Raw genomic sequence first — 22,618 nt, forward strand, 5'->3', positions numbered from 1 at the left:
TTTTGAGGGGCGAACGGGCGGAGCCCCCCGGCCCGCCCTTGGGCGGCAAAAGGTCCGGGGGACCTTTTGAGGGGCGAACGGGCGGAGCCCCCCGGGACCCGCCGAAGATCGCACGGCAACTGGACGAACCGGCTTTCAAATCGCGCGAAGGGTTGTTTCCCGCTCAGGGCTCGATCCCGGCCGTTCCGCAGGCGCGCATCTCGGCCACCATCGACAGCTGACGCGCGCCTCTGTCAGGGCTGTTCCGTTACGGGCAGCTCCAGGTACTTGGCCAGCAGCCGTTTCATCTGCCCCATCTCGCGCGGTGTCAGGCCGTTTGGCCGCGCCGCGTCATGGGCCAGCAGGACGGGCAGGGTGCGTTCGACCACCCCTTGGCCAGCCGGCGTCAGCGACAGGTGGATCGCGCGGCGGTCGGCCGGATCGGACCGGCGCTCCACCCAGCCCGAGGCCTCGAACCCCTTCAGCAACTTGGTCATATAGGCCAGCTTGATCATCAGCATCTCGGCGACCTCGCCGTGGCGGATGCCGGGGTTCTCGTGGATCACGGTCAGCACCGACAGCTGGGCCGTTGTCAGCCCCTCCAGCGTGTCCAGAGCTTCGTCCAGCCGATAGACATGTGCCTGCGCCAAAGACAGCAGAAAGCCGGACATCTCTGTCAACACGCCAAAGCGTTGCGTCCCGTCGCCGGTCATCTGCGCTTCCGCCTCCCGAAACCGTTTGCGTGTGAACTTCTGGGTCGCGGTTGTGGCATGGCACCTTGCGCTGCGGCAAGCCTGTTCTGCGCTGGCGGGATGGCGCCGGCGGCGGGATGTGCTATTCGGCGGACAAAGCGCCGCGACGGCGCATGACGAGGGACGACATGGCCAAGACGATCTACATCCTGAATGGACCCAACCTGAACCTTCTGGGCAAGCGCCAGCCCGAGATCTACGGCCACGACACGCTGGACGACGTCGAGCGCAACTGCCGCGCGGTGCTGGCGGACGGGTTCGATCTGAAGCTGATGCAGTCGAACTGGGAGGGCCAGATCGTCGACTGGATCCACGAAGCGCGCGAGCAGGCCTGCGGCATCGTCATCAACCCTGCCGCGCTGACCCATACGTCGGTCGCGGTGCTGGACGCGCTGAACACCTTCGAGGGTCCGGTGATCGAGATCCACATCTCGAACGTCCACAAGCGCGAAAGCTTCCGGCACCATTCCTATGTGTCGATGCGCGCCGACGGCGTGATCGCCGGGCTGGGGATCGAGGGCTACGAGGCCGCCGTGCGCCGCGTCTGCACGTTGGCCGCCTGAGGCCGACCCGATGACCCAGTTGATTACCGGACACACGAAGATCATCGCCCACCTCGGTGTGCCGACGGAAAGCTTCCGCGCGCCGATGATCTACAACCCGTTCTTCGAGGAACAGGGCGTGGATTGCGTGGTGGTGCCGATGGGCTGCGGGCCCGCCGACTTTCCGCAGTTCATGCGCATGGTGGCCCGGCTGACCAACTTCACCGGCGCGCTGATCACCATGCCGCACAAGGTGCCGGCGGTGGACCTGCTGGACGAGATGTCGGCGGCGGTCAGGGTCTGCGGCGCCTGCAACGCGGTAAAACGCGGCGATGATGGGCGCCTGCTGGGCGACATGTTCGACGGCGAAGGCTTCTCGCGCGGGCTGCTGCGCAAGGGCTGCGGAATCGCGGGGCGCTCGGCGCTGGTTGTCGGTTCGGGCGGTGTGGGCTCGGCCATCGCTGCCGCACTTGCCGGGGCGGGGCTGGCCCGGCTGGGGCTGTATGACGTGAACGGCGCGGCGGCGGATCGCTTGGCCGGGCGGCTGTCGGACAGCTACCCGGACGTCGCGGTCTCGACCGGGTCGAACGATCCCGAAGGATGGGACATCGTGGTGAACGCGACGCCGCTGGGCATGAACGAGGGCGACCCGATGCCGGTGGACGTGGCGCGCATCGCCCCCTCGACCTTCGTGGGCGAGGTGGTGATGAAGCGCGAGGAAACCGCATTTCTTGCCGCTGCCCGCGCCCAAGGCTGCGCCACGCAGGTCGGGTCCGACATGCTGTTCGAGCAGATCCCGGCCTATCTGGAATTCTTCGGCCTGCCGACGACGACGCCGGATGTACTCCGCCGCGTGTCACGGTTAACGTATTAACGAACACACGCTGGGAGGAGCGACACGATGGAATTTCCGAAAAACCGGTTTAAGGAAGCAATCCTTGCGGGGACGCCGCAGGTCGGCATCTGGTGCTCGATCCCCGATCCCGCGATGGCCGAGATGCTGGCGAACACCGGCTACGACTGGATGATGTTCGACACCGAACACTCTCCGATGGATCCGCTGAACGTACAGCCGATGCTTCAGGCCGCGGCCCCCTATGACGTGTCCTGCGCTGTGCGGCCCACCGGCCTTGACCCGCTGCAGATCAAGAAGTTCCTCGACGCGGGCGCCCAGACGGTGATGATCCCCTACATCCAGACCCCGGAAGAGGCGGCGCTGGCAGTGGCGGCAGTCACATATCCGCCCGACGGGATGCGCGGCGTCGCGGGCGTGATGCGCGCCAGCCGCTGGGGCGCGGTCGCCGATTACGGCAAGAAGGCGCGCGACGAGATCTGCCTGATCGTGCAGATCGAAACCAAGGAAGCTGTCGACCGGCTTGAAGAGATCGCCGCCGTGCCGGGTGTCGACGCCATCTTCGTGGGGCCAGCCGACATGGCCGCCTCGCTGGGCTATATCGGCCAGAATGGCCACCCAGAGGTCCGCCGCGCCTGCGCCGACGCCATCCGCCGCATCCGCGCCGCAGGCAAACCGGCTGGCTTCCTGTCGCCGGACGACTCGCTGCTTGAGGAAATGGTGGACGCGGGTTCGGTCTTCACCGCCGTGGACCTCGACGTGACCATCCTGCGCCGCGGCGCGCTGGCTCGCGCCAAGGCGTGGCAGGACCGGCTGAAAAGCTAGGCGGCGCACTGGGGCCTTCTTCTCTTCCACAATACCTCGGGGGAGTCGCGCAGCGACGGGGGCAGAGCCCCCTTACGCTCCCGTTGATGCGCACCTTCGGTGCGACTGGGGCAGCGCCCCCTTTTGCGCGCCACCTGCCGCCGCGTTCATTGCCAAGGTGACGGGCATTGGACATTGCCGCCGCCGCCGCCTAGCGTCCGCGCATGAGCACTGCGTCCCTTCTCGATACCAAATACTCTTGGACCCGGCTGGCGATCACGCTGGCCGTCGCGTCGATCGGGAACGTGGGGATGTGGGCGGTGATCATGGTGCTGCCCTCGGTCGAGGTGCAGTTCGACGTGTCCCGCGCCGACGCCTCGCTGCCGTGGACGCTGACGATGGTCGGTTATGCGCTGGGCAACCTGCTGCTGGGCCGTGCGATCGACAGGTTCGGTGTCACGCGTGTGCTGCTTGTTGCCGCCGTGTCCAACGCCGCAGGCTTCGCGCTGGCGTCGGCAAGTACCGGTATACTGATGCTCTCGCTTTGCCAGTTGCTGATCGGGTTCGGCACGGCGGCGAGTTTCGGGCCGTTGATCGCCGACATTTCGCAGTGGTTCCTGCGTCGGCGCGGCGTCGCGGTGGGGATCGCGGCGGCGGGGAACTACCTGTCCGGTGCGGTTTGGCCGTGGCTGTTGTCCGATGTGCTGGTCGACCGCGGCTGGTCGGCCGTTTACCTGACCCTGTCGGTTGCGACCCTCGCGCTGATGATCCCCGGCGCGCTGGCCCTGCGGCGCCGGGTGCCGCCAGAGGCGCAGGCCGAATCCGACGCGGTCTCCAGCCTCAACCGCGGGCGGGTCAACCTGTCACCGGCCGTGCTGCAATGGGCGCTGGTGGTGGCCGGGGTCGGCTGCTGCGTGGCGATGTCGATGCCGCAGGTTCATATCGTGGCGCTGTGCACCGACCTTGGCTATGGCCCGGCGGTCGGCACCGAGATGCTGTCGCTGATGCTGTGGGGCGGGGTGCTTTCGCGCTTCGTCTCCGGCGTGATGGCCGACCGGCTGGGCGGCGTGATGACGCTGATGGTCGGTTCGACCCTGCAATGCATCGCGCTGCTGCTGTACCTGCCGGCGGGGGGCATGGCGTCGCTTTATGCGGTGTCGCTTGTATTCGGTCTTAGCCAGGGCGGCATCGTGCCAAGCTATGCCGTGATCATCCGCGAATACATGCCCGCGCGCGAGGCCGGTGCCCGCGTCGGCTTCGTGATCTGCGCGACCATCCTTGGGATGGCGCTGGGCGGCTGGCTGTCAGGGTGGATCTACGACCAGACCGGCAGCTACACGATGGCCTTCCTGAACGGGATCGCGTGGAACCTTCTGAACCTCGCGATCGTCGGTTACATTTTCTTCACCACGCGGCGCCGGGCGGGGCTTGCCCATGCCTGAGCACCTGCGAGATGTCGTATTCAGACGCGCCGTCCGGCGCACCCGCCTGCTAGACCCCACGCGACCCAGATAAACCGGAGGCCGAAGATGAACGTGAACCTGACCCCCAACGACCTGTCCCACGTGGTCGCGGCCGACCGCGCCCACGTCTGGCACCACCTGACCCAGCACAAGCCTTACGAAACGGTCGACCCCCGCGTCATCGTCGAGGGGCGCGGCGTGAAGGTCTGGGACGCCACCGGCAAGGAATACATCGACGCCGTGTCCGGCGGCGTCTGGACCGTGAACGTCGGCTACGGCCGCGAGACCATCGCCGACGCCGTGCGCGACCAACTGGTGAAGATGAACTTCTTCGGCGGCTCGATGGGGTCCGTGCCCGGCGCGCTGTTCGCCGAGAAGCTTCTGGAGAAGATGCCGGGCATGAGCCGGGTCTACTATTCCAACAGCGGGTCCGAGGCGAACGAGAAGGCGTTCAAGATGGTCCGCCAGATCTCGCAGCGATTCCACGGCGGCAAGAAGTGGAAGATCCTGTACCGCGACCGCGACTATCACGGCACGACCATCGCCTGTCTTGGCGCTGGTGGACAGGACGAGCGCGGCGCGCTGTACGGTCCGTTCCCCGATGGCTTCGTTCGGGTGCCGCACTGTCTTGAGTACCGCAAGCAGTGGGACGACGTATCCGGCGCCGACTATGGCCGCCGCGCCGCCGATGCCATCGAAGAGGTGATCCTGCGCGAAGGCCCCGATACCGTGGGCGCCATCTGCCTTGAACCGGTCACCGCCGGCGGCGGCGTCATCGTCCCGCCCGAGGGGTACTGGCCCCGCGTGCAAGAGATCTGCCGCAAGTACGACATCCTGCTGCACATCGACGAGGTGGTCTGCGGGCTGGGCCGCACCGGCACGTGGTTCGGTTATCAGAACTGGGGCGTCGAGCCGGATTTCGTCACGATGGCGAAGGGTGTCGCGTCCGGCTACGCCGCGATTTCCTGCACCGTGACGACCGAGAAGGTCTTCGAGATGTTCAAGGACGACGCCAGCGATCCGATGTCCTACTTCCGCGACATCTCGACCTTCGGCGGCTGCACCGCGGGCCCGGCTGCGGCGCTGGAAAACATGCGCATCATCGAGGACGAGAACCTGCTCGACAACTGCCTTGCCATGAGCGAGCGGCTGATGGGCAACCTCGAAAAGCTGAAGGAAAAGCACGCCGTGATCGGCGATGTGCGCGGCAAGGGCCTGTTCTGTGGTGCCGAGTTGGTGGCCGACCGCGAGACGAAACAGCCGGTCGAGGAAAAGAAGGCGCAGGCCGTTGTCGCGGGCGCGATGGTGCGCGGCGTGATCATCGGCTGCACCAACCGGTCGCTGCCGGGGATGAACACGACGCTGTGCCTGAGCCCGGCGCTGATCGTCACCCCGGCCGAGATCGACAAGATCACCGACGCCATCGACGGTGCGCTGACCGAGGTTTTCGGCTAAGCTTGCTACGACCGGGCGGCCCCGCGCCGCCCGGTGTCCCTTGGGGAGTTGGGGACAAGGCAGACCGCCGGGCGACAGAGGGAGGAGCCGATGGCGACATTTCTGATCCACATCCACACCGGGCACGCCGACCCAAACAAGGCGACGCTGGGCCTATTGGTTGCACTGGCCGCGAAGGACGAGGGCCACGATGTCACCGTCTTCCTTGCCGGTGACGGGGTGCACCTGCTGGCCCCCGCGAACCGCGATCTGGAGGGCGAGGGCACCGGCGTGATCGGCGCGCACCTTGACCGCCATGCCGAGGCGGGGACGCCCTTTCTTGTGTCGGGAAAATCCGCGAAGGCCCGCGGCTATGACGATGCGCTGCTTGACGGTCTAAACGCCAGTTTCGCCATGCCCGACCGGCTGGTGCAGGCGGCTGCCGCGGCGGACACGGTGCTGTGCTACTAGCCAGCGCCGCGCACCGTCCCAAGGTCCATTGCATCGCCCCCGCCTTTTTGCCATGACGCGCGGGCATCAGCGAAAGGCTTTGGGCGATGGACCATTTTCTGTACCGTGACGGCATCCTGCACGCCGAGGACGTTCCCGTTCCGGACATCGCGGCTGCGGTGGGTTCGCCGTTCTACGTCTATTCCACCGCCACGCTGACGCGGCATTTCAAGCTGTTCGACGAAGGGCTGGACGGCGTGCCGCACCTTGTCTGCTACGCGATGAAAGCGAACTCGAACCAAGCCGTCCTGAAGGTGCTGGAACAGCTTGGCGCCGGGGTCGACGTGGTGTCGGGCGGCGAATACGCGCGGGCGAAGGCGGCGGGCTTCAGCGGCGACCGCATCGTGTTCTCGGGCGTCGGCAAGACCCGCGAAGAGATGCGGCAGGTGCTGGAAGGCGGCGTGCGCCAGATCAACCTTGAAAGCGAGCCCGAGATGCGGCTGCTGTCCGAGGTCGCGGCGTCGATGGGCGTGACCGTCCCCGTGACCGTGCGCGTGAACCCCGATGTCGATGCCAAGACGCACGAGAAGATCGCGACCGGCAAGAAAGAGAACAAGTTCGGCATCCCGATCGCCCGCGCCCGCGAGGTTTATGCCGAGGTCGCCGCGCTGCCGGGGCTGGACGTGGTGGGAATCGACGTGCACATCGGCAGCCAGCTGACCGACCTGCAGCCTTTCCGCGATGCCTACAATCTGGTCGTGTCGCTTACCGAACAGCTTCGGGCCGAAGGGCACGACATCCGTCGTCTGGACCTTGGCGGCGGACTTGGCATCCCCTACGAGCGATCCAACGCGGCGCCGCCGCTGCCCACCGATTATTGCGAGATGGTGAAAGAGGTCGTCGGCCCCACCGGCTGCGAGGTCGAGATCGAGCCAGGCCGCCTGATCGCTGGCAACGCGGGCATCCTCGTCAGCGGCGTGATCTTCGTGAAATCCGGCGAGGGCCGCGATTTTCTTATTCTTGACAGTGCGATGAACGACCTGATCCGTCCCGCGATGTATGGTAGCCACCACGACATCGTGCCGGTGAAGGAACCCGTGGCGGGCGTCGAGTACGCGCCCTACGACATCGTCGGCCCGATCTGCGAATCCGGCGACACCTTTGCCAAGCAGCGCCAGATGCCCCCGGTCGCGCCCGGCGATCTTGTGGCATTCCGGTCGGCCGGAGCCTATGGCGCGGTCATGTCGTCCGAGTACAACACGCGGCCGCTGATCCCCGAAGTGCTGGTTCACGAAGATCAATTTGCCGTCATCCGCCCGCGACCTTCCTTTGACGAAATCATCGCGCGCGATAAGGTGCCTGCATGGTTGTAAGGCGCGATCCCGCGCAACAACCACTGGCACGGGTACATGACCGAGACGACGAAGCTTTCTGACTCCGCCCTCGACCGTCTGCGCTGGCCGCTGACCCTGACCCGCACGGGCATGGTCGCCGAGCGTGCTTTGCGGTCGTTCTGGCCTTTGTGGACGGTCCTGCTTCTGGCGCTGGCCGCGCTGATGCTGGGGGTGCACGAAAGCCTGCCGCTGGAAGTCACCTGGGGCTTGTTCGTCGTGGGCGCGGCCGGTCTGATCGCCACGCTTTGGTACGGCATCCGCCGGTTCCACTGGCCCTCGCGGGCCGAGGCGCTGGACCGGCTGGACCGCACGCTTCCGGGGCGCCCGATCTCGGCTCTTGCCGACACGCAGGCCATCGGTTCCACCGACGCCGCCAGTCAGGCCGTGTGGAAGGCGCACGTCGCCCGCATGGCCGAACGCGCGGCGTCCGCCCGCGCCGTCGAACCCAATCTTCGCATCGCCGACCGCGACCCCTATGCGCTGCGTTTCGTCGCCGCGCTGGCCTTTGCCGTGGCGCTTTTGTTCGGGTCGTTCCTGTCGGTGGCCACCGTGTCCGAGGCCGTGCCCGGCGGAACCAACACCGTCGCGCAGGGCCCCAGCTGGGAAGGCTGGGTCGAACCGCCCGCCTATACCGGCAAGCCGTCGCTGTACCTGAACGACATTCGCGCCGGCAGCTTCGAGGTGCCGGAAGCCAGCCGCGTGACGATCCGCCTGTACGGCGACGTCGGTGACCTGACCGTGACCGAAACCGTGTCGGGCCGCACCGCCGAGATCCCTGCCGCCAGCGACGCGTCGCACAGCTTCGAGGTCACGCAGGCCGGTCGCATCGCCATCGAAGGCGCGAACGGCACCGCATGGGACATCAGCGTCACCGCAGACACCGCCCCCGAGGTTACGATCCTTGGCGATCCCGAGCGTGGGCTGTCGGGTGAGATGCGCCAGACCTTCTCGGTCAGCGATGACTATGGCGTCGTGTCCGGTCGGGCAGAGATCACGCTGGACCTTGCGTCCATCGACCGCCGCTATGGGCTGGCGCCCGATCCCGAACCGCGCGAGCCGATCACGCTTGACCTGCCGATGACGATTTCCGGCGACCGCGCCGGGTTCGAGGAAGTGCTGATCGAGAACCTCTCGCAGCATCCGTGGGCGACGCTGCCGGTCACGATGGTTTTCTACGCCACCGACGATCTTGGGCAGGAGGGCCGGTCCGAACCGGCGCAGGTGGTTCTGCCGGGCCGCCGCTTCTTCGACCCGCTTGCGAACGCCATCATCGAGATGCGCCGCGACATGCTGTGGAACCGTGACGAGAACGGGCGCCGCGTTGCGCAGGTGCTGCGGGCCGTCAGCTATCAGCCGGACGACGTGTTCGATTCCGAGACCAACTATCTGAAGCTGCGCGACCTTCAGCGCGAGCTGGAGCTGTTCAATCGCTATGGCATGACCGAGGATCAGCGCGACCAGATCGCGCAGCTGTTGTGGGATCTTGCGGTTCTGATCGAGGACGGCAGCCTGTCCGACGCGCTGGAACGCCTGCGCGAGGCGCGCGAGCGTCTGGAAGAGGCGATGCGCAACGGCGCCACCGACGAAGAGATCGCCGAACTGATGCGCGAACTGCGCGAAGCCACGCAAGAGTACATGCGCCAACTGGCCGAGCAGCAGCGCCAGAATGGCGAGAACCAGGACGGCCAAGAGCAGGCGCAGGGCGAACGGCAGGAGATCACCGGCGACCAGATCGAGGCGCTGATGGAACGCCTTCAGCAGCTTATGGAAGAAGGCCGGATGGACGAGGCGATGGAGCTCATGGAGCGCCTGTCGCAGATGCTGGAGAACCTCGAAGTCACCGAGGGCGAGGGCCAAGGCTCGCCCGGTCAGGAAGCGATGGAAGGGCTGGGCGAGATGCTGCGGGACCAGCAGGATCTTAGCGACGAGACCTTCGGCGACCTTCAGGACCAGTTCGGCCAGAACCAGAACGGCCAGCAGGGCGAACGCGGTCAGGACGGCCAGCAGGGCAACGATGGGCAGCAGCAGGGCGACGGTCAGGGCCAAGGACAGGGGCAGGGTAAAAGCGGCCCGCCGAACGGATCTGACGGGTCGGGCCAAGGGCAAGGGCAGGGCGAGCTTGACGGCGACGCGCTTGCCGAACGCCAGCGTGCCCTGCGCGAGGAACTGGATCGCCAGCGGGGCAATATGCCCGGCGCCGGCACCCCCGAAGGCGATGCCGCAGGCGAGGCTTTGGACCGCGCGGGCCGCGCGATGGACGAGGCAGAGGAAGCGTTGCGCAACGATGACCTTGCGGGCGCGCTGGACAACCAGTCCGACGCCATCGAGGCGCTGCGCGAAGGCATGCGCAACCTTGGTGAGATGATGGCCCAAGAGCAGAACAACCAAGGCCAGCAGGGCGAGGCGCAGGGGCAGGCCGACAACAGCCAGTCCCGAGATCCGCTGGGCCGCGAACCCGGTGGCAACGGCCAGATCGGCACCGAAGAGGAAATGCTTCAAGGCGACGACATCTATGGCCGCGCGCGCGAGTTGCTAGAGGAACTGCGCCGCCGGTCCGCCGAACAGTCGCGCCCCGAAGAAGAGCTGGACTACCTGCGGCGTCTGCTGGACCGCTTCTGATCGACGGTCAGGCTCTCGACCCTTGGGCTGCACACTGTCGAGCCTGTCGACCCGACTTCGGCGGCTTCCCGGTAGTGGTGCTGATTATATCGGGACTATGGCTGCGCACGACCATACGGACGCCATTCTTCAACGACTGACGTAAAAGCCTAGGCCACGGTGAAGCCACGCAGGTCGCCATGCCCACACTGCACCGGAAGCGGCAGGCCGTGCGCGGTATCAGCCGCCGATCAGGCCGTTGATTTTGGCAATAAGGCTTTCGATGCCGCCGTTCACCACCAGCCGAAGCTGGTTCACCGCGTCGACATAGGCGCGCAGCGACGGTTCCGCCGCCGGGACCGCGTCGACGATGTTGGGTGCCAAGGCATAGACCGCGACCAGTATCGCGACGATGATCACCACGATCAGGAAGCCCGACTTGAAGCTCATGCCTGTTTCGGCCTGCGGTGGCGGTGCCATGTCCGGGATCGCGCCGCTGTCGTCACGCTCGTCCTGCCCGCGCAGGGTCGAGTTGATTTCGTCCACGTCGGGAAGCAGGCCGCTGCGGTTGCTGGCAGAGTCGTCGGGCGCGTCGGCCCCGTGCCCGCGCATCCGCGCCACCCGGCCACGGGCGGCAGGCGACCGGTCCTCGGGGGTGTCATCCTCGTCCAGCCCAAGATCGGGCTGCGAGTACAGATCGTCGCTGGACTCGGCGCGGCGCGCGGCGGCTTCGCGCTCGGCCTCTTCGCGCAGGATGTCGGCGATGCCGGGCTCTAGCTCGCGCCGGTGGTGCGGCGCGGCCCCGGCCGGATCGGTCTGCGGATCGTCCTCTGCGTCGTCCTCGTCCTCGTCGTAGTCTTCGTCATCGGAATCGTCGGGGTAGGGGTCGCCGTCCGGGTCCTCGTCGTCCTCGGTGTCCGCAGGCGCTTCGTCCTCGTCCTCGTCGTCGTCTTCCGGGGTATCCCACGCCGGAGCGATGCCAGACGTGGCTTCGTCCTCGTAGTCTTCCTCGTAATCGTCGTCGTAGGTGGCGCGGGCCCGCGTCGGGTCGTTGCCAGCGTCGGTTTCGGGAAAGTCGACGGAAACATCTTCCGGTTCGTCGCGGTCGACAGCCGCGACGTCCGCTGCGAAGGCCGACGCAAGCGTGTCTTCGTCCTCGTGCGGGTCCTCACCTTCGGGGTGCTGGAACCAGCCGTGACCGCAGTTCGAACACTGGACGTCCCGTCCCGCAGGCGGGACCAATCCCGCGTCAACTTCGTATGTCGCGCCGCAGTTCGGGCAAATCAGCCGCATAACGTCCCTTTCGGATCGCCCCAGAGGTACCTCACGATCCCTTCCGCTTTTCCACAGGGTGTACCAGTCCCTTGGGGCAATTCAAAGCTTTTGCGCCGGGCGTGATTGCAACCTATGGCCAATTTCGGCAAAAGAGCCGCAGTCTTAACACAGATTGGGGTGCCTGCGTGATCGAGCTCGAAGACGTGTCCTACAGTTACGGCGGCGGCGAGCTTCTATCCGGGATCAGTCTGACCTTGCAGCCGGGATCGTTTCACTTCCTCACGGGGCCGTCCGGCGCCGGCAAGACGACGTTTCTCAAGCTTTGTTACGGGGATCTTCTGCCAACGGCAGGCCGCGTTTCGGCCTTCGGTCAGGATGTGCGCAATCTTGGTCGCGACGACATCGCCCGGCTGAGGCGGCGGGTCGGCGTGGTTCATCAGGATTGCGAGTTTCTCGATCACTTGTCGGTTGAAGAGAACGTCGCGCTGCCGCTGACCGTGTCCGGCCGGGACTCGGCCACCGGAGAGGCGAACCTGACCGACCTGTTGTCGTGGGTCGGCCTGTCGGCGCAGGCGGGGTCGCTGCCGCCAGAACTGTCCGGCGGCGAACGGCAGCGCGCGGCGCTGGCCCGCGCGGTCATCATGGCGCCCGAGATCATCATCGCCGACGAACCCACCGGGAACATCGACTGGGAAATGTCGCTGCGGCTGCTGACGCTGCTGGTCGAGTTGAACCGGATGGGCAAGACCATCGTGATCGCGACGCACGACCTGAACCTGATCCGGTCGGCCAAGGCACAGGTGCAGGCGCGGGTGCTGCGAATTCGCGACCGGCAGCTTCAACTTGCAGGGGCAGACCTATGAGCGTGATCGGCGATATCGTCAGCGCCGCGCGCGGCGACGGGCAGGCCGACCGCGTGGTGCCGCCCACCGGCCACACCGCGTGGCTGACGCTGTTCACCTCTGGGGCGATGGCCTTCCTTGCGGTGTTCGCGCTGGCCTTGTCTCTGGCGACGGGGCGTTTGGCGACAAGTTGGGGCAACGAACTGGCCCGCACCGCGACCGTCCGGATCTCTGCCCCGGCGGGGCAGGAGGACGCGCAAGTCCGCGCCGCGGTGCAGGTGTTGGAGACGACCCCCGGTATCGCCGAGGTGCGCATTCTGACGGACGAGGAACAGCGCGGCTTGCTTGAGCCGTGGTTCGGCCCGGACCTGCCGATCGACGCGCTTCCGGTGCCGCGTCTGATCGAGGTGATCGAAGACGGCGACGGCTATGACCCCGAGGGCCTGCGCCTGCGGCTGACCGCCGAGGCGCCCGGCGCGGTACTGGACGACCACACCCGGTGGCGACGTCCGCTGGTCACGGCGGCCAACCGGCTGCGAACGCTTGGCCTGTTGTCGATCCTGCTGATCGGCGCTGCGACGGCGGCGATGATCACGCTGGCCGCGAACGCCGCGCTTGCGGCGAACGCGCAGGTGATCCGCGTCCTGCGATTGGTCGGCGCGCGCGACGTCTATATCGCCCGCGCCTTCGTGCGGCGCTTTACCCTGCGCGCGGTGACCGGCGCGGCGGCCGGGACGGCGGCGGGCATGGTGGCCGTCGCCCTGCTTCCATCCGCGTCTGTCGAGGGCGGGTTTCTGACCGGGCTTGGGTTTCAGGGCTGGCACTGGCTGTGGCCGCTGGTCATTCCGCTTCTGGCGGCAGCAGTCGCCTTCGCCGCCACCCGGGCGGCGGCTTTCCGGACCCTGCGGGAGTTGATGTGATGCAATGGATCCGCTCGCTGATCTTCGTGATCCAGATGTACCTTGCGATGGCCGTTCTTGCGGCGTGGTTCATCATCCCCGCCATCCGGTCGCCCAAGGGGGCCTATGACGGGATCCACACCTACTGCCGTTATGTGCGGTGGTCGGCCCGCTGGATCGTGGGGCTTCGGACCGAGATCCGGGGAGCCGTGCCCACCGACGAGGTTCTGATCGCGTCGAAGCACCAGTCCTTCCTCGACATCATCATGCTGTGCTCGGTCCTGCCGCGCCCGAAGTTCATCATGAAGAAGTCACTGAAATGGGCGCCGATCCTTGGCTGGTTCGCCCTGCGGATCGGCTGTGTTCCGGTCGACCGCGGCAAGCGCGGCGCCGCAGTCGCGCGCATGATGGCCGATGTCGAGAAAGGCGCGGCGCTGCCGGGGCAGTTGATCATCTATCCGCAGGGCACCCGCGTCGCGCCCGGTGTCTCGATGCAGTACAAGGTCGGCAGCGCCGTGCTGTACGAACAACTCGGTCAGGATTGCGTGCCCGCCGCCACCAACGTGGGCCTGTTCTGGGCGCGCACCGGGATCTATCGCAAGCCGGGTCTTGCCGTGCTGGAATTCCTGCCGCGGATAGAGGCCGGGCTGGACCGCCCCACTTACATGCACAGGCTGGAGTCCGAGGTCGAAACCGCCTCGAACAGCCTTCTGGCCGAGGCCGGATTTCAGCTGGAGCTAAAATGATGGATTACATTCAGGATCTCGCGGCGCTCGAGGCGCTGTATCCAGAGCCGCCAGCGGACCGGTCGTTGAAGAAGGTCGTGCCGCAGCTGACGCCGATGTACCGCAAGTGGATCATGGCGTCGCGGTTCTGCGTCCTGTCGACCGTGGGCCCCGAAGGCACCGACGCCAGCCCGCGCGGCGACGACGGCCCGGTGGTGGCGGAACTGGACGCGCATACCCTCGCGCTGCCCGACTGGAGCGGCAACAACCGGATCGACAGCCTGCGCAACCTTGTCCGCGATCCGCGCCTGTCGCTGATGTTCATGGTCCCGGGATCGCAGAACGTCGTGCGCGTCAACGGCACTGGCCGCATCACCGCCGATCCGGCGTTGCTGCAAACCTTCGAACGCAAGGGCCGGCTTCCGCGGTCGGCCATCGTGGTCGAGATCGCCGAGATCTATTTCCAGTGTGCCAAGGCGCTGATCCGGTCGGGGCTTTGGTCTCGTGGCGATGAAAGCAAGACGGTGCCGACCGCCGGCGATTTCGTGAAAGAGGTCGACGCGGGCTTCGATGGCGAAGCCTACGACCGCACCTATCCGGAATACGCCAAGCCCCGTCTCTGGTAGCTGCTTGCCGTCTCGGAACTGGCCATGCGCGGCCTTTCCGTGTCATCGTTCCAAGGGTGACCCAACGGAAGGAAGGGCGGATGCCGTCAGTTTTCGGATACGAGGTGGACGAGGCGATCACGTCGCCGGAACAGTTGCGGCAGCACTACAAGATGCCGTCGCGCTATGTCAGCGACAAGGTCATCGACCATATCGACCCGTTGGCGGAACGGTTTCTGGCGGCGACATCGCTGGTGTTTCTTTCCACGCGCCGAGCCGACGGGCAGATCAACCTTAGCCCGCGCGGCGACCCTGCGGGGTTCCTGCACGTCCTGTCGCCCCGCCTGCTGGCGCTGCCCGACCGCATGGGGAATAACCGGACCGACGCCTTCGAGGACATCCTGCGCGACCCGCAAGTCGGGCTGATCTGCGTCATCCCCGGCCATCGCGATACCCTGCGCATCTCTGGCGAGGCGCGGCTGGTGCGGGACACGGCGCTGTGCGAGACGCTCTCGGTGCAGGGCAAACCGGCGCAATCTGCCTTGCTGATCAAGGTCAACCGCGTGCTGTGCCACTGCCCCAAGGCGTTCGTGCGCGGCGGGGTCTGGGACGCCGACGGCTGGCCCGCGCGAGAGACGATCCCAACACTGGCAGAGATGATGGTGGCCCACGGCGCCCTGTCCGACTCGGTGGCGGAGATGGACGCGATCGTGAAGCGCGATGGCGAAACGCGGCTGTCCTGACCCCGTGGGTCGACGGATCAGCGCGCCCGCGCCGCAGCCCGCACGGTGCGGGTGCCCAGCTTTTTCTCGATATGTTCGATGACCCGCGTCGCGATCTCTTGCCCGGTGACCTTTTCGATGCCCTCGAGCCCGGGGGACGAGTTCACCTCCAGCACCTTCGGGCCGTTGTCGCTGCGCAGCAGGTCAACGCCCGCAAAGTCCAGCCGCATCGCCTTGGCGGCCCGAAGCGCGGTTTCCCGTTCCTGCCGGGTGATCTTGACCGCGGTCGCGGTGCCGCCCTGATGCAGGTTCGACCGGAAGTCGCCCGGCGTCCCCTGCCGCCGCATCGACGCGACGACCTTGCCGCCCAGCACGACGCAGCGAATGTCCTCGCCCGAGGCTTCCTTGACGAAATGCTGCACAAGGAAATCGGCCCGCAGCCCGCGAAAGGCGGAAATCACGCTGTCGGCGGCCTTGCGCGTTTCGGCCAGAACCACGCCCTTGCCCTGCGTGCTTTCCAGCAGCTTCAGGATCACCGGCGCATCGCCGACGAGGTTGATCAGGTTCTTGGAGTCCTTCGGGCTACGGGCGAATGCGGTGTCGGGCATCCCGATCCGGTGGCGCGCCAGCACCTGATGCGCGTGTAGCTTGTCGCGCGAGACCGAGATCCCCTCGGACCCGGTCAGACAGAACGTGCCCATTCCTTCGAACTGGCGGACCACGGCGGTGCCGTAGTTGGTGATCGACGCGCCGATGCGGGGGATGATCGCGTCGTAATGCGGCAGCTTGCGGCCGTCATAATGCACTTCGCCGCCGACACCCTGAATGTGCATGTAGCAGCGCGAGGTATCGATAACCTCCATCGTGTGGCCGCGTGCCTCGGCGGCGGTGACCAGCCGCTTGCTGGAATAGTTGTCCGGCTCGCGCGTCAGGATCGCCATGCGCAGCACGCGCTTGGTCCATTTCGAGCGCGGGATCGCACGGTATTCGTCAAAGCTCAGTTCGGGCTGCTGGAAACTTGCGGACGGGGCCACCTGCACGTCGTCCTGCAGCGCCGAGCGGCCCAGCAGCATCCGGTAGGCCATGCCGCTGCGGTCGGTCAGCGAAATCTCGATCGGCCAGCTGCGACCGCCGATGGCGATGTCGGTTTCGATGACATACCGATACTCGGTCTCGCCGTTCGAAGAGGTCACCTCGCGCTGGTCCTTCAGCGGGGCAGAGCACATGATCTCCAGCTTCGGGTCGTCGGGGTTCGGATGGATACCGAAGCGGACCATCGGCTTGTCGGCGGGGCCGAAGGGTTCGATCGCGAAGGCATGAAGCGCCGACGTCCGCGCGCCGGTGTCGACCTTCGCCTTCACCGCCGGCAGCCCTAGCTCGGGCAACGCAAGCCATTCTTCCCAGCCCAAGGTAAACCCTGTCATGTCACGTCCTCGCGAATAGATTGTCTTTGCGCGCCACAACGCGGCGGCACGGATTCAACACGCCTGAAGGCGGCCCTGTTGCCAGAGACATGTAGCACGCGCCATGACGATTTCATGAAATCCGGCGCCGCAGGCACGAAAGCCGCCTGCTTCTTCTCTTCCGAAATACCTCGGGGGAGTCGCGCAGCGACGGGGGCAGCGCCCCCATCGGACCGGCGTCAGGCCGCCAGCCCTTTCGATCCGATCGACAGGAATTTTTTACGCCGGGCCTTCACCAGCGCATCGCGGTCCTTGCCGTCGAGATCCTTCAGCATCGCTTCAAGCGACTTGCGAACGGCATCCGTCGCGGCAAGCGGATCGCGGTGGGCGCCGCCCAGCGGCTCCGGGATGATCTTGTCGATCACGCCCAGCTTGGACAGATCCTGCGCCGTCAGGCGCAGCGCCTCGGCGGCTTCGCGCATCTTCTCGGCGTCTTTCCACAGGATCGACGCGCAGCCCTCGGGCGAGATCACCGAGTAGATCGAGTGTTCCAGCATCGCGACCTTGTTCGCCGTGGCGAAGGCCACCGCGCCGCCAGAGCCCCCTTCGCCGATGATCACCGAGATCATCGGAACGCCAAGCTGCAGGCAACGCTGGGTGGACCGGGCGATCGCCTCGGACTGGCCGCGTTCTTCCGCGCCCTTGCCGGGATAGGCGCCGGGCGTGTCGACCAGCGCGATGACCGGCAGGTTGAAGCGGTCGGCAAGGTCCATCAGGCGGATCGCCTTGCGATAGCCTTCGGGGCGCGCCATGCCGAAGTTGCGTTCGATCCGGCTTTTCGTGTCGTTGCCCTTCTCGTGGCCGATCACCACGACGGGTCGGTCCCCCAACCGGGCCAGACCGCCCATCACGGCGTGGTCGTCGGCAAAGTTCCGGTCGCCGGCCAGCGGCGTATACTCAGTGAACAGCGCCTCGATATAGTCCTTGCAGTGCGGACGGTCGGGGTGCCGGGCCACTTGGCATTTCCGCCACGGGATCAGGTTCTTGTACAGATCCTTGAGCATTGCCGCGGCTTTCTCGTCCAGCGCGGCGGCTTCTTTCTCGACATCCATGCCCTCACCCGTGCGCGCAAGCGCCCGGAGTTCGTTGGCCTTGCCTTCGATCTCGGCAAGCGGCTTTTCGAATTCGAGGTAGTGGGTCATGTATGGTCCCTGCGAGTGAGCGGTTGCGGGCTATATGACGTTGCCGGGCGTTCTTTGCAACGGGCGGAACGGCGTCACACGCCGCGCGTGATGCCGCCGTCGATGCGCAGGTTCTGCCCCGTGACATAGCGCCCCTCGGGTCCGGCCAGATACGAGATCAGCCCCGACACCTCTGCCATCGTCCCGGCGCGGCCCAAGGGGACCGGCGCAAGCCGTTCGTCGTTGTGGGGGCGGCTGTCGATAAAGCCGGGCAGGATGTTGTTCACCGTGATGTTGTCCGGGCCGTGCTTGTCGGCCAGCAGCTTGGTGAAATTCCCCAGCGCCGCGCGGAACACGCCAGAAGTCGGGAACCGGGGGTCGGGTTCATAGGCGGCGAAGGTCGAGATGTTGACGATCGCGCCGCCGCCGGTCTCGGCCATGATCGGCACGACCAGACGGCAGGGGCGGATCACGTTCAGCAAGTAGGCTTCCATCCCGCGGTGCCAGTCCTCGTCCGTGATATCCAGAACGCCGCCCTTCGGCCCGTCGCCCGCCGAGTTCACCAGCACGTCGATGCGGCCCCATGCCTGCATCGCGCGGTCGACCAGCGCCTGATGCGTCGCGGGGTCAAGGTTGCTGCCCGTCACGCCGACGCCGCCAAGTTCCTCTGCCAGCGCCTCTCCCTTGCCCGAGGACGACAGGATCGCGACGCAGAAGCCATCCGACGCCAGCCGCCGTGCCGCGTCGGCGCCCATGCCAGAGCCCCCGGCGGTGATCAGTGCTACTTTCTGCTCGGTCATGTTGTGTCCTCCTCTGCGACGGCGGGAAAGTTGCACCTCGCGCGCGGGGCTGCAAGTCGGCAAGATTTGCGAACACGGGGCAGGGCACAACGGCGCCGGAACGAACCGGAGGACATGACATGGCGGGACGCTACGAGGACAGGCTGCTGCGGGTGCTGGACTATATCCACGACAACCCCGCGGGCGACCTGTCGCTGGACGCGTTGGCCGACGTCGCCGCGATGTCGCGATTTCACTGGCACCGCGTGTTCTGCGCGATGACCGGCGAGACCTGCGCGCAGGCGGTACGGCGGCTGCGCCTGCACCGCGCCGCCGGCTGGCTGATCCATTCCGACTGGACGCTGGACACGGTGGCCGAGCGGGCGGGGTACGCCAGCAAGCAAAGCTTCTACCGGGCTTTCGGCGAGGCGTTCGGCATGTCGCCCGGGGCGTTCCGAAACCGCGGCGAATTTCGGTCGCCGCTTCTGAAGCCACAGAAAGGAACCTACCCCGTGTTTCCCATCGAGATCATGACCCAGCCCGCCCGCCGCCTTGCCGGCCTCCCTCATCGGGGCGACTACATGGACGTCGCCGAAAAGTTCGAGAAATGCGCGATGCTGTTCGCGACCCGCGCGCTGTGGCCGCATGGCAGCCAGATGATCGGCGTCTACTACGACGACCCCGATGCGGTGGCCGAGCCCGACCTGCGCAGCTTCGCGGGGATCAGCGTCGATGACGGCGCTGCCGTGGATGCGCCGCTGGAAGAACTGCGTTTGCCCGGCGGGCGCTATGCTGTGATGCACTACAAGGGCCCGTATCCGGGGCTGAAGGCGGCCTATGCCCACCTGTACGGCACATGGTTGCCCGATGCGGGCGAGGAACTGGGCGATCACCCGCCGGTCGAGATTTATCTGAATGCCCCCGTCGACACCGCGCCAGAGGACCTGCTGACAGAGGTCTGTGTGCCGCTCAGGTCGCGGTAAGCAGGACCGGGATCAGGGACAGCACCAGCAGCCCCGCCATCGTCCAGTTGAAGGCGCGGATGCGGGCGGGCTTGTCCAGAAGCCGCCGGGCCTGTTGTCCGGCGGCGGCCCACAGGCTGATCACCGGAAGCGAGATCACCGCGAAGGTGGCGATGACCAGTCCGATCGCGGGCAGATCCCGCCCCGGCGCGTACAGCGTGATCGCCGCCAGAACCATCGTCCACGCCTTCGGGTTCACCCACTGGAACAGCGCCGCCTGCAGGCTGGTCATTGGCCGCCCCTCGGCCGCGCCGTGTTCGGGCGGGGCTGCATTGGCGATCTTCCACGCCAGCCACAGCAAGTAGGTCACGCTAAGCGCGGTCAGGATCGTGTGCAGCGCCGGGAACAGGTCGAACGCGCGGGCCAGTCCAAGACCCACCAGCAGGTTCATCACCGCTACGCCCGCCGCGATCCCAAGGATGTGGGGGATCGTGCGGCGGTAGCCAAAGTTCGCACCAGACGCGAGCAGCATCAGGTTGTTCGGGCCGGGCGTTCCGGTCTGAACCAGCGCGAACAGCGCGAGGGCGGGAAGGTATGCGGTATCCATGGGCCGCAATATTCCACGGCTTAGGCCGCACAGGGTTGCGATTTGCATTGCCTTGTACGGAGAAATCACAACTATTATCGGTCATGGACCGCATCGACGAGCTTATATTGCGCATTCTGTCTCGTGATGGGCGCATCAGCAACATCACCCTTGCCGCGCAGGTCGGGCTGTCTGCCTCTGCCTGCCTGCGCCGGGTGCAGGAACTGGAACGCTCGGGCATCATCAAAGGCTACCGCGCCGTGCTGGACGCGGTTCAGCTTGGCCACGGCTTCACGGCCTATGTCGGTGTCGGGCTGTCGAACCACGGATCGGCGGCGCTGGACGCGTTCGAGCGCGCGATGCGGCGGGCGCCGGAGGTCCGCGAATTGCACAACACAACCGGTACTATCGAGTACCTGATGCGGATCGAGTGCACCGACCTTGCGGCTTACCAGCATTTTCACCGCGAGGTGCTGGGGGCCCAGCCGATGGTCAGCGCGATCACCACTTACGTCATCATGGGCAGCCCGAAGGACGAACGGGCCTGAGGCTGCATGTGCTTAACATGCAACTTAACGGCGCTAGTCCGGAAACCCATACCAGCTTTTTTGCCGCCTCGGGTCTAAGATCCGCGCCGATTTGATCCGGCGATTTGCCGGTTTGGCAATGGCCCGTTTCGCGGGCATTTTTTAAGGAGGCAATCATGGCAGTGCAGCACACGGGAAGCTCGACGACGGGGATCGTCGTCTCGGCAAGCGGTGACACCTGGTATACGCGGGAAGGCTTTTACGTAGCGTCAGACCTGGACGGGTTCGACGCTGTTGATTTCGATAACTTGGAATATTTCCTCGAGGGGGACATCTTTGCGGGGGACGACGGCATCGTCTCGTATTCCGGCACGTACGACTTCGACATCGTGATCAGCGCGAACGCGTCGGTGAACGCCGGCGGCGACGGGATTCAGCTTTTCGGAGACTCGGTCAATGACTCGGGCCACGATATCGTCAACCATGGAAGCATCACGGGAATGAACGGCGAAGGCGTGGATGTGCGCGCCAGGCTCTCGTCGCTGGTCAATTACGGCGAGCTTACCGCGTCATCTGCCGCAGCGTATTTCGTAGGCGAGGGCAACGTAGTAATCAATCATGGGGAAGTGACGTCCCGCGACTACTACGCGGCGGGGGTGATCGGCGACGACGCGCGCGTGTTGAATTACGGGTCTATGAAAGGCAGCGACGAAAGCGCCGTTATTTATGTGAGTGGCGATGATACACAGGTCGTAAATGCTGGCACCTTGGCTGGAGGGACCGGCATTACCCTCACCAACGTAAGCACTTCAGCCACCGCCCAGAATTCGGGTCTCATCTTTGCGCAAGTGGTCGGCGTTGGGCTTTATGGTGACGGCGACGCGGCTGTGCTGGAGCTTTCGAATTCCGGCGAGATCCGCGTTGCAGGCGGCGGCCTTGCAATCGAGGGCGATGAAGCCACGCAAATGATTTACAACACCGGCGTCATCGAAGGCCGGATCGAATTGGGTGACGGCAACGACGTGTACGACGGTCGCGGCGGCACGCTGATCGGCGTTGTCGACGGCGGCGGCGGGGCCGACAGCTATTGGGTCGACGACAGCACCACGTTCGTCTTCGAAGCGCCGGGCGGCGGGGTGGACACGGTTTATGCCTCGGTCGACTTCACGCTTGGCGATTTCGTCGAGAACCTGACGCTGATCGGGGCGACCGACATCGACGGGACGGGCAACAGTTCAAAGAACGTGGTGGTCGGCAACACGGGCGAAAACGACATTTCGGGCGAGGGGTCGCGCGATACGCTGTCGGGCGGCGCCGGCAACGATACCGTGGATGGCGGACGCGGCGACGACGTGCTGGACGGCGACGCGGGCGACGACATCCTGCTGGGCCGCGCTGGGGTCGACATCATGGACGGCGGCGAAGGCGACGACTTTTTGTTCGGCGGGCTCGGCGGCGACATCATGCTGGGCAACGACGGCAACGACACGCTGAAGGGCGGGCTTGGCTCTGACACGATGACCGGCGGCGAGGGGCAGGACAGCTTCGTGTTCAGCCGGGTGTCCGACAGCCCCTCTGGCGGTTCTGATATCGTGCTGGACTTCACGCCGGGGACCGACGTTCTGGACTTCACCGAAATGCTGTCGGGGACGTTCGACCTGTCGATCCTTGGGGCCTATACAGGGTCGGGACCAAGCATCCGGACCAACGAGAACAGCTATGGCGATACCATCGTTTTCGTGGATGCCGATGGCGACGGCGGCACCGATATGCGCATCGAGCTGAATTTGGTGACCGGCGTGACCGAAAGCGATTTCCTTCTGTGACGGTCCGCGCCGCCCGA

General features: G+C 66.0%; 22 protein-coding genes. 16 read left to right on the plus strand and 6 right to left on the minus strand.

Translation table 11 applies throughout. The annotated features are described in order from the left end of the window. Positions 1–233: 233 nt before the first annotated feature. Entirely contained in the window at positions 234–692 is a 459-nt protein-coding gene (locus P1K30_RS22985; RefSeq protein ID WP_275635084.1) for a MarR family winged helix-turn-helix transcriptional regulator, read from the minus strand. Positions 693–859: 167 nt separating this feature from the next. Here P1K30_RS22985 and aroQ point away from each other — a divergent pair, with 167 nt between their 5' ends. The 8 genes from aroQ (at position 860) to P1K30_RS23025 (ending at position 10,290) form a co-directional block, all read left to right on the plus strand. Beyond that, positions 860–1,294, plus strand: a complete 435-nt coding sequence (gene aroQ, locus P1K30_RS22990) for a type II 3-dehydroquinate dehydratase (RefSeq protein WP_275635113.1) — start codon at positions 860–862, stop codon at positions 1,292–1,294. A gap of 10 nt (positions 1,295–1,304) precedes the next feature. Next, positions 1,305–2,147, plus strand: coding sequence for a shikimate dehydrogenase family protein (locus P1K30_RS22995; RefSeq protein WP_275635085.1), 843 nt, complete (start codon positions 1,305–1,307; stop codon positions 2,145–2,147). A 27-nt stretch (positions 2,148–2,174) separates the two neighbouring features. Next, positions 2,175–2,951: an HpcH/HpaI aldolase family protein gene (locus tag P1K30_RS23000; RefSeq protein WP_275635086.1), complete on the plus strand. Its 777-nt coding sequence runs from the start codon at positions 2,175–2,177 to the stop codon at positions 2,949–2,951. A gap of 203 nt (positions 2,952–3,154) precedes the next feature. After that, a complete protein-coding gene (locus P1K30_RS23005; RefSeq protein WP_275635087.1) occupies positions 3,155–4,372 on the plus strand; it encodes an MFS transporter in 1,218 nt (405 codons plus the stop codon). An 87-nt stretch (positions 4,373–4,459) separates the two neighbouring features. Next, positions 4,460–5,848 carry an aminotransferase family protein gene (locus P1K30_RS23010; protein WP_275635088.1) on the plus strand — a complete coding sequence of 463 codons (1,389 nt, stop codon included), beginning with the start codon at positions 4,460–4,462 and terminating at the stop codon, positions 5,846–5,848. A gap of 90 nt (positions 5,849–5,938) precedes the next feature. Continuing rightward, entirely contained in the window at positions 5,939–6,298 is a 360-nt protein-coding gene (locus tag P1K30_RS23015) for a DsrE family protein (protein ID WP_275635089.1), read from the plus strand. 86 nt (positions 6,299–6,384) lie between these two features. After that, positions 6,385–7,650, plus strand: a complete 1,266-nt coding sequence (lysA, locus tag P1K30_RS23020; protein WP_275635090.1) for a diaminopimelate decarboxylase — start codon at positions 6,385–6,387, stop codon at positions 7,648–7,650. 36 nt (positions 7,651–7,686) lie between these two features. Further along, complete coding sequence (locus tag P1K30_RS23025; RefSeq protein WP_275635091.1) at positions 7,687–10,290, plus strand: TIGR02302 family protein; 2,604 nt, start codon at positions 7,687–7,689, stop codon at positions 10,288–10,290. 219 nt (positions 10,291–10,509) lie between these two features. On the opposite strand, the gene P1K30_RS23030 is transcribed toward P1K30_RS23025, so the two are convergent. Further along, positions 10,510–11,562 (minus strand): zinc-ribbon domain-containing protein, encoded by a 1,053-nt coding sequence (locus tag P1K30_RS23030; protein WP_275635092.1) that lies wholly within the window; start codon positions 11,560–11,562, stop codon positions 10,510–10,512. Between the two features lie 167 nt (positions 11,563–11,729). On the opposite strand from P1K30_RS23030, the gene P1K30_RS23035 reads away from it, so the two are divergent. The 5 genes from P1K30_RS23035 (at position 11,730) to P1K30_RS23055 (ending at position 15,358) form a co-directional block, all read left to right on the plus strand. Continuing rightward, positions 11,730–12,407, plus strand: coding sequence for a cell division ATP-binding protein FtsE (locus tag P1K30_RS23035; RefSeq protein WP_275635093.1), 678 nt, complete (start codon positions 11,730–11,732; stop codon positions 12,405–12,407). Then, positions 12,404–13,306, plus strand: a complete 903-nt coding sequence (locus P1K30_RS23040; protein ID WP_275635094.1) for a cell division protein FtsX — start codon at positions 12,404–12,406, stop codon at positions 13,304–13,306. Before P1K30_RS23035 ends, P1K30_RS23040 begins: the two co-directional genes overlap by 4 nt. Continuing rightward, a complete protein-coding gene (locus P1K30_RS23045) occupies positions 13,306–14,031 on the plus strand; it encodes a lysophospholipid acyltransferase family protein (RefSeq protein WP_275635095.1) in 726 nt (241 codons plus the stop codon). The genes P1K30_RS23040 and P1K30_RS23045 overlap by 1 nt, the downstream gene beginning before the upstream one ends. Then, a complete protein-coding gene (locus tag P1K30_RS23050; protein ID WP_275635114.1) occupies positions 14,031–14,636 on the plus strand; it encodes a pyridoxamine 5'-phosphate oxidase family protein in 606 nt (201 codons plus the stop codon). The genes P1K30_RS23045 and P1K30_RS23050 overlap by 1 nt, the downstream gene beginning before the upstream one ends. Before the next feature lie 80 nt (positions 14,637–14,716). Continuing rightward, complete coding sequence (locus tag P1K30_RS23055; protein ID WP_275635096.1) at positions 14,717–15,358, plus strand: MSMEG_1061 family FMN-dependent PPOX-type flavoprotein; 642 nt, start codon at positions 14,717–14,719, stop codon at positions 15,356–15,358. 17 nt (positions 15,359–15,375) lie between these two features. Here the strand turns inward: P1K30_RS23055 and rimK are convergent, their stop codons facing one another. From rimK to P1K30_RS23070, 3 genes are all read right to left on the minus strand, one after another. Beyond that, the gene (gene rimK, locus P1K30_RS23060; RefSeq protein WP_275635097.1) at positions 15,376–16,761 is read right to left on the minus strand and encodes a 30S ribosomal protein S6--L-glutamate ligase; all 1,386 of its coding nucleotides are present in this window, start codon (positions 16,759–16,761) and stop codon (positions 15,376–15,378) included. 218 nt (positions 16,762–16,979) lie between these two features. After that, on the minus strand, positions 16,980–17,942 hold the full coding sequence (locus P1K30_RS23065) for an acetyl-CoA carboxylase carboxyltransferase subunit alpha (RefSeq protein ID WP_275635098.1): 963 nt from the start codon (positions 17,940–17,942) through the stop codon (positions 16,980–16,982). Positions 17,943–18,016: 74 nt separating this feature from the next. After that, positions 18,017–18,721 (minus strand): SDR family oxidoreductase, encoded by a 705-nt coding sequence (locus P1K30_RS23070; RefSeq protein ID WP_275635099.1) that lies wholly within the window; start codon positions 18,719–18,721, stop codon positions 18,017–18,019. A 119-nt stretch (positions 18,722–18,840) separates the two neighbouring features. Between P1K30_RS23070 and P1K30_RS23075 the strand changes: the two genes are divergently transcribed. After that, complete coding sequence (locus tag P1K30_RS23075) at positions 18,841–19,683, plus strand: AraC family transcriptional regulator (protein WP_275635100.1); 843 nt, start codon at positions 18,841–18,843, stop codon at positions 19,681–19,683. Here P1K30_RS23075 and P1K30_RS23080 read toward each other — a convergent pair. Then, the gene (locus P1K30_RS23080; protein WP_275635101.1) at positions 19,670–20,269 is read right to left on the minus strand and encodes a LysE family translocator; all 600 of its coding nucleotides are present in this window, start codon (positions 20,267–20,269) and stop codon (positions 19,670–19,672) included. The genes P1K30_RS23075 and P1K30_RS23080 overlap by 14 nt on opposite strands. Positions 20,270–20,352: 83 nt before the next feature. Between P1K30_RS23080 and P1K30_RS23085 the strand changes: the two genes are divergently transcribed. Continuing rightward, the gene (locus P1K30_RS23085; RefSeq protein WP_275635102.1) at positions 20,353–20,796 is read left to right on the plus strand and encodes an Lrp/AsnC family transcriptional regulator; all 444 of its coding nucleotides are present in this window, start codon (positions 20,353–20,355) and stop codon (positions 20,794–20,796) included. 155 nt (positions 20,797–20,951) lie between these two features. Further along, positions 20,952–22,601: a calcium-binding protein gene (locus P1K30_RS23090; RefSeq protein ID WP_275635103.1), complete on the plus strand. Its 1,650-nt coding sequence runs from the start codon at positions 20,952–20,954 to the stop codon at positions 22,599–22,601. The last annotated feature ends 17 nt before the right edge of the window (positions 22,602–22,618 follow it).

This window comes from Psychromarinibacter halotolerans (genome assembly GCF_029168315.1).
Classification (GTDB): domain Bacteria; phylum Pseudomonadota; class Alphaproteobacteria; order Rhodobacterales; family Rhodobacteraceae; genus Psychromarinibacter; species Psychromarinibacter halotolerans.

Bases quoted from the DNA above. Each gene is read 5' to 3' on its own strand.
- P1K30_RS23030 (WP_275635092.1), bottom strand. From the start codon at position 11,562: ATGCGGCTGATTTGCCCGAACTGCGGCGCGACATACGAAGTTGACGCG.
- rimK (WP_275635097.1), bottom strand. From the start codon at position 16,761: ATGACAGGGTTTACCTTGGGCTGGGAAGAATGGCTTGCGTTGCCCGAG.
- P1K30_RS23045 (WP_275635095.1), top strand. From the start codon at position 13,306: ATGCAATGGATCCGCTCGCTGATCTTCGTGATCCAGATGTACCTTGCG.
- P1K30_RS22985 (WP_275635084.1), bottom strand. From the start codon at position 692: ATGACCGGCGACGGGACGCAACGCTTTGGCGTGTTGACAGAGATGTCC.
- P1K30_RS23085 (WP_275635102.1), top strand. From the start codon at position 20,353: ATGGACCGCATCGACGAGCTTATATTGCGCATTCTGTCTCGTGATGGG.
- P1K30_RS23080 (WP_275635101.1), bottom strand. From the start codon at position 20,269: ATGGATACCGCATACCTTCCCGCCCTCGCGCTGTTCGCGCTGGTTCAG.
- P1K30_RS23015 (WP_275635089.1), top strand. From the start codon at position 5,939: ATGGCGACATTTCTGATCCACATCCACACCGGGCACGCCGACCCAAAC.
- P1K30_RS23040 (WP_275635094.1), top strand. From the start codon at position 12,404: ATGAGCGTGATCGGCGATATCGTCAGCGCCGCGCGCGGCGACGGGCAG.
- P1K30_RS23025 (WP_275635091.1), top strand. From the start codon at position 7,687: ATGACCGAGACGACGAAGCTTTCTGACTCCGCCCTCGACCGTCTGCGC.
- P1K30_RS23010 (WP_275635088.1), top strand. From the start codon at position 4,460: ATGAACGTGAACCTGACCCCCAACGACCTGTCCCACGTGGTCGCGGCC.
- lysA (WP_275635090.1), top strand. From the start codon at position 6,385: ATGGACCATTTTCTGTACCGTGACGGCATCCTGCACGCCGAGGACGTT.
- P1K30_RS23090 (WP_275635103.1), top strand. From the start codon at position 20,952: ATGGCAGTGCAGCACACGGGAAGCTCGACGACGGGGATCGTCGTCTCG.
- P1K30_RS23065 (WP_275635098.1), bottom strand. From the start codon at position 17,942: ATGACCCACTACCTCGAATTCGAAAAGCCGCTTGCCGAGATCGAAGGC.
- P1K30_RS23055 (WP_275635096.1), top strand. From the start codon at position 14,717: ATGCCGTCAGTTTTCGGATACGAGGTGGACGAGGCGATCACGTCGCCG.
- P1K30_RS23005 (WP_275635087.1), top strand. From the start codon at position 3,155: ATGAGCACTGCGTCCCTTCTCGATACCAAATACTCTTGGACCCGGCTG.
- P1K30_RS23070 (WP_275635099.1), bottom strand. From the start codon at position 18,721: ATGACCGAGCAGAAAGTAGCACTGATCACCGCCGGGGGCTCTGGCATG.
- P1K30_RS23000 (WP_275635086.1), top strand. From the start codon at position 2,175: ATGGAATTTCCGAAAAACCGGTTTAAGGAAGCAATCCTTGCGGGGACG.
- P1K30_RS23050 (WP_275635114.1), top strand. From the start codon at position 14,031: ATGGATTACATTCAGGATCTCGCGGCGCTCGAGGCGCTGTATCCAGAG.
- P1K30_RS22995 (WP_275635085.1), top strand. From the start codon at position 1,305: ATGACCCAGTTGATTACCGGACACACGAAGATCATCGCCCACCTCGGT.
- P1K30_RS23075 (WP_275635100.1), top strand. From the start codon at position 18,841: ATGGCGGGACGCTACGAGGACAGGCTGCTGCGGGTGCTGGACTATATC.
- aroQ (WP_275635113.1), top strand. From the start codon at position 860: ATGGCCAAGACGATCTACATCCTGAATGGACCCAACCTGAACCTTCTG.